We start from the raw sequence: 5,454 nt of genomic DNA on the forward strand, positions 1-5,454 counted from the left end.
GGGTGCCGCCGCGGCGGCGGGGGGGGCGGGGGGGGCGGGCCGGTGCAGCCCGGCTACCGCTCGGGCAGCGGGGCGGGTCCGCTCCGGGCGGGCCGCCGCGACCGCCGCGACGAGCCGCCGCCCGGGCTCCCGGCCGTGCTGGCGGGCAAGGGCGGGCGGGTCGACCCGTTCAGCCTGGTGCCCACCCGCTCCCGGCGCCGCCCGGAGGACGAGGCCCCGGTGACCGTGGAGCTGGTCGACGAGGACCTGTGGAAGGTCGAGGACGAGACCGCCGACCGCGTGATCACCCCGGCCCCGGGGGTCCCCGGCCGCTGACCCGGCACGGCGGAAGGCCCCGAGGACACGTCCTCGGGGCCTTCCGCACGGGTGGAGCGGGGTGGTCCCGGCGGCCGCCGCTCGCAGGGACCACCCCCGACCCGGGCACGCGGCCCAGGTCGACCTGGGTTCACCGGCGGCCCCCCAGGGTGTCAGCGCCGGGTCATCGCCGCATCGTGGCTCAATCCGCTCGCCATGGGAAGCCGCGCGACCAACCCCGCGGGCACGCGCACCGGCGCCACACCCCCGTAGCCCAGCACACCGAGCAGGTCGGGGCTCGCCAGCGGGTGCGCCACCCCGTCGTCGGTCACGACGACCACCGTGCCCGCGGGGGCGTCCTCGCTGGGCATCGACTCCACGACCGCCGCCGCGCCCGCGGGCACCGACACCCGGTCCGCGAGCACCACGCCGCCCTCGGTGCGCCGGGGCGTGGCCGTCATCGGGTCGGTGGTGGGCACCGGCACGCCGATCGCGACCCTCGGCACGGCCGCGCCCGGGGCGAAGCTCAGGCACGTCGAGGCGTCCTCCGCGGTCTCGGCGAAGGCGGGCCGCTCGGTCGGCGGGTCGGTGGCGCGCGGGGGCGAGGCCGTGGCCTGCCGCGCGCGGCCCGCGTCCAGCAGGTCCAGCGGCAGGCCCTGCGGGCGCCCGCCGGGGTAGGCCTGGGCGGTCGGGGCGTAGGCGCGCTGGACGTCGTACTGGAGCTCGCTGATCGGGCGCAGCCGGTCGGCCTCGGCCAGCCAGTGCTGCTCCCCGCGCGAGGTGGTGGTGATGAGCAGTTGGCCGACGCGCAGGTCGCGGCCCGGCACCGCCGTGGACGGCCCACCGGCGCCCGGCACCGGGATCGGCGCCAGCGGCAGGCCCATGGGCAGCGCCTCCACCACCGCCGGGCTCACCCGCAGCGCCGGGCCGGGGCGCAGCGCGGCGGTGATGGCGGGCAGGTCGGGGGCGGCGATCCCGTGCCGGTAGCCCTCGTGCACCAGGTAGGTCGACCCGGTCTCGCGCACGGTCACGAGCACCGCCGAGCCGCCCAGGTCCGCGCCTGCCGGGGGCTCCTGGCCCACCGCGAGCACCGACCGGGGCACCAGCGCGCCCGTCAGGTCGGGGGCGGGTTCGGAGCACAGCGTCCACCCGCCCGCGAGCAACCGGTCCGGGCCGGGCAGGGAGTCCGGGGCGTCCGGGATGCCGATGCGCGGGCCGCGGGCCACGCCCGCCAACGACTCCCGCGAGATCGACACCGTCCCGGCCTCGCGGTCGAGCGCCAGCAGGGCGGAGGTGTAGTTCTCCACCGGGTGCAGCCGCTCGTCCACGTACACGTAGCGGGTGCCGGTCTCCTTCTCCACGACCACCGACTCGCCGTCGCGCCAGGAGTCCGCCCCGCCGGGGACGACGATCCCGTAGACGCCCACCGCCGCCAGGGCGATCACCGCCACCCCGAGCCCGCCCAGCGCGGCGTACCCGGGCCTGCGGAACGGCGGCTGCTCCGGGTCGGTCTCCCGGGTGACCAGGGCGGACACGGCCCGCTCGACGAGGAACTGGTGGGCCTGGAGCTGGTCGCGCTTGGACGCCACGGCTCAGCCCCCCAGCCCGCGCACGTGCCCGTAGAGGCCCAGCACCGAGCACAGCACCGGCACCACCGCGAGCAGCACCAGCACCTCGGCGACCTCGGCGTAGCGGCCCAGGTACGGCGTCGGCGCCCGGCCGCTGTGCACCAGGCCCAGGGCCGCCGCGCCCGCGCCCGCCGCGAGCAGCACCGGCCCGGTCGTGCCCAGCAGGTCGGCCCGCACGGCCATCACCGGGCCGAGCAGCACCGCCGCGGCCCCGAACACCCCGGCGCCGATCACCCACGACCGCTGGCGGACCACCGGGTAGAGCCGGGCCCGCAGCAGCAACCCCGCCGCCACCAGGCAGGCCAGGACCACGGCCGCGGTGCTGTCGCTGCGCACCAGCACGACCTCGCAGCAGGCGACGACCACGGCGAACCCGCCGAGCATCCCCGTCAGCAGGCTGTCGGCGCGCAGCACCGCCGCGTACACCATCGCCCGGGGCGGCTGCGGGTCGTCGCGCAGCAGGTCGGCGGCCCCGCGCGGCAGCACCGGCATCGGCACCCCGGCCAACCGCAGCGACAGCTGCGCCAGCAGCGGGGACAGCGCCAACCCCAGGCCCGCCACGACCCCCGCGGCCTCCTGCGGCTCCAGGGAGTCCCACGTGGCCAGCCACGCCCCGAGCGCGCCCAGCACGCCCGCGGTGGTGCCGCCGACGAACACCGCGGCCCGGTCCACCACGCCGAACAGCCCCACCACCGACGCCAGCGCCAGCGCCGCCGACGCGGCCAGCAGGTGCGGCGAGCCCAGGTCGGTGAGCGCGCGGTCGTCGGCGAGCAGCACGCCCCCGCCCGCGAAGGCGAACGGCAGCGCGCACAGCGCCGCCACCGACCCCGCGCCCGCGTCCCCCGCCGTCCTGGCCAGCAGCACCCCGGCCGCCAGCAGCAGCACCGCGGCGCCCAGCGCCCACAGCGCGGGCCCGGTGAACGGCGGCCCCGCGCGCAGCACCGCCACCAGGGCCAGCCCGGCCCCCACCACCCCGAGCCCCAGCCCGGTCGCGCGGGTGTGCCGGGGACCCCAGCTCGCGCCCAGCCGCGACGACCCGGTGGCGATGGCGTCCACCAGGTCGTCGTACTCCAGCTCCGGCCAGTCGGTGTGCGCCTGGGCCAGGTGCAGCACCTCGCCGTCGCGCACCCGCTGGGCGCCCAGCGAGCGGGCGGGTTCCAGGACGGTGCCGTCGGCGCGGCGCAGCACCCAGCCGCCCGCCCCGGCGCCGCGGTCGGCCAGGTCCTCGCCCGCGTGCGCGAGCAGCGCGGGCAGCAGCTCGGCCAGCGGGGCGCGCTCGGGCAGCGCGAGGTCGATGCGCCGGGCGGGTGCCGAGACCGTCACCCGCACCAGACCGGTCGTGTTCATGTCAGCTCCGTGGTGGGCCGGGCGTCCCCCTGCGGCAGCAACCTGCCGACGGGACCGCCGCGGGCGGTGGACGCACCTACCATGGCCGCACGGGACCGGCCGCGGAACGGGGTCGGCAGCTAGCGGACACCGGGAGGTGCGGACGGCGTGCAGGTCATCGTGCTGCCGGTCGGACACGACCTGGGCCCCTTCCACCCCGGTGGGGGGCGGGCCCCGGTCCACCAGGTGCGCCTCGGCGCGCGGCTGGTGGGGCTGACCGGGCCGCAGGCGGGTGCCTGGACCCTCGCGCACGGCCTGGTCGACGCCGGGTCCGTGGTGGCCTGCACCGAGACCGGGCTGCGCGAGCGCTGCGGCGACGGGGTGGTCGACGAGCTGCTGGGGCAGGGCCTGCTGGCCGCGGTGGGGACCGGGGGCGCGCGCGGGTTCGCCGCCCGCCACCGGCTGCTGCCGCTGGCGGTGGGCGTGGGCAACACCGCCGAGGAGCCGTGGATGTTCGGCGTCGGCATGCTCTACCAGCCCCTCGCCGTGCTCAGCGGTGCCCTGTTCGACCTGTGGCAGTGGGCGCACCTGTCCGCCGACCTGTGGCTGGCCTGCGCGGAGGTCGCCGACGTCGCCCGCCGCTCCGGCGCGGACGACCCGGCGCTGACCGACCCCGAGCAGGTGCTCGCGGGCGCCCTGGGGGCGCTGCCGCAGGTGCTCGGCGCCCGGGTCGGGTGCCTGGACCTGCGGGACGGGGCCGCCGCGTGAACGCCGTCTTCCCGGTGGGGCACCACATGGGGCAGCGGCTGCCCGACGAGCACCACGCCGTGCGCGTCGGGTGGGAGCACCGGGCGCTGACGGCCGACGAGTTCGGCCTGTGGGTCCTCGCGCACGGCACCCGCGCGAACGGGCGGGGGGAGTGGACGGCGGGCAACGTCGTCGAACTGGCCACCGCCGCCGGGGTCGAGGGCCCCGCGGGGGTGCTGGCGGCCGCCGCCGACAAGGGCGTGGTCGTCGGGGTGACCGACGCGCTCGCCTTCACCGAGGCGCACCGGCTGCACCCGCTGAAGGTGGGCCTGGGCAACACCCCGGAGGACCCCGACCGCTTCCGCCTGGGCCACCCGGGCGTGGAGCCGGTCTCGGAGGTGTCGGCGTCGGCGTTCGAGCTGTGGCAGTGGGCGCAGCTGGCGCCGAGCCTGCGGCACCTCGGCGAGGTCCGCGCCAAGGCCGCCGCCGACCTCGGCGCCGCCACCAGCGCCGAGCTGGTCGCCGCCGACCTGCTGGCCGACGTCCGCGAGCTGCTGGTGTCCGGGTGCGCCTACCTGGACCTGGCCCGGGCGGGGAGCTGAATGGCCACCGTCGCCGCCGACCGCCTGCACCGCCTGGGGGACGGGCCGGTCGCCACCGTCTACTCTGGACAGCGCGAGGGTGCCGCGGTGGCCTACAAGGTCTACCCCCGCCGCTTCGACAAGCGCACCCTGTCGGCGTTCACCAAGGAGCAGGCGACCCTCGCGGGCCTGCGCGAGGTGACCTCCCTGCTGGTCGTCGACGCGGTGGACGAGCTGCCCACCGGTGAACCCGCGCTGCGCATGGAGCTGTGCGCCTCGTCGCTGGCCCTGGTCGTCGGCGGCCGGGGCCCGATGCCCGCGGGCGACGTGGTGGCCCTGGGCAAGGCCGTGGCCACCGCCCTGTCCGCCGCCCACGACTCCGGTGTCGTGCACGGCGGCATGTCCCCGCACAACATCCTCTTCCGCGCGGGCGGCGACGCCGTGCTCAGCGACTTCGGGCTCCCCCTGCGGCACGCCACGGCCCGCGACCCCCTGCACGCCCTGGAGTTCCTGCCCCCCGAGACCCTGCGCACCGGCACCCTCGACGTCGCCACCGACCTCTACGGCCTCGGCGCCCTGCTGCACTACGCCCTCGCGGGCCGCACCCCCCACCCCGGCCGCCTCGGCGAACAACCCGGCGAGCGCGTCCTGCGCATCCTCAGCGAACCCGTGCCCGCCCTCAACGCCCAGGACCTGCCGGTCTCGCTGGCCACCCTCGTCGCCCGCCTGCTCGCCGCCGACCCGGCCCACCGCCCGGCCCGCGCCTCCCTGGTCGTCGACCAGCTCACCGCCCTGCTGCCGGACACCACGACCACCCCGAGCGAGTCCTTCGACGACTTCGCCCTGCCCCGCCCGACCACCGCCCCACCCCCGCACCC

Annotated in this window: 6 protein-coding genes; 4 read left to right on the forward strand and 2 right to left on the reverse strand. The window is 78.3% G+C overall.

The genetic code is table 11. The features are described from left to right. Window positions 1-315 (forward strand): hypothetical protein (locus BJP25_RS01935; protein ID WP_233157872.1); only part of this gene is annotated, 315 nt, incomplete at its 5' end. A 152-nt stretch (window positions 316-467) separates the two neighbouring features. On the opposite strand, the gene eccB is transcribed toward BJP25_RS01935, so the two are convergent. Next, window positions 468-1,883 (reverse strand): type VII secretion protein EccB, encoded by a 1,416-nt coding sequence (gene eccB, locus BJP25_RS01940; protein ID WP_075973027.1) that lies wholly within the window; start codon window positions 1,881-1,883, stop codon window positions 468-470. Window positions 1,884-1,886: 3 nt separating this feature from the next. Further along, entirely contained in the window at window positions 1,887-3,269 is a 1,383-nt protein-coding gene (gene eccD / locus BJP25_RS01945; protein ID WP_075973028.1) for a type VII secretion integral membrane protein EccD, read from the reverse strand. Window positions 3,270-3,416: 147 nt separating this feature from the next. On the opposite strand from eccD, the gene BJP25_RS01950 reads away from it, so the two are divergent. The 3 genes from BJP25_RS01950 to BJP25_RS01960 all read left to right on the forward strand — a co-directional run. Continuing rightward, complete coding sequence (locus BJP25_RS01950) at window positions 3,417-4,016, forward strand: hypothetical protein (RefSeq protein WP_075973029.1); 600 nt, start codon at window positions 3,417-3,419, stop codon at window positions 4,014-4,016. Continuing rightward, complete coding sequence (locus BJP25_RS01955) at window positions 4,013-4,597, forward strand: hypothetical protein (RefSeq protein ID WP_075973030.1); 585 nt, start codon at window positions 4,013-4,015, stop codon at window positions 4,595-4,597. Before BJP25_RS01950 ends, BJP25_RS01955 begins: the two co-directional genes overlap by 4 nt. Continuing rightward, the coding region (locus BJP25_RS01960) for a protein kinase domain-containing protein (protein WP_158075584.1) at window positions 4,598-5,454 on the forward strand (857 nt) is incomplete at its 3' end.

Origin of the sequence: Actinokineospora bangkokensis, from assembly GCF_001940455.1 — a bacterium.
Taxonomy (GTDB): domain Bacteria; phylum Actinomycetota; class Actinomycetes; order Mycobacteriales; family Pseudonocardiaceae; genus Actinokineospora; species Actinokineospora bangkokensis.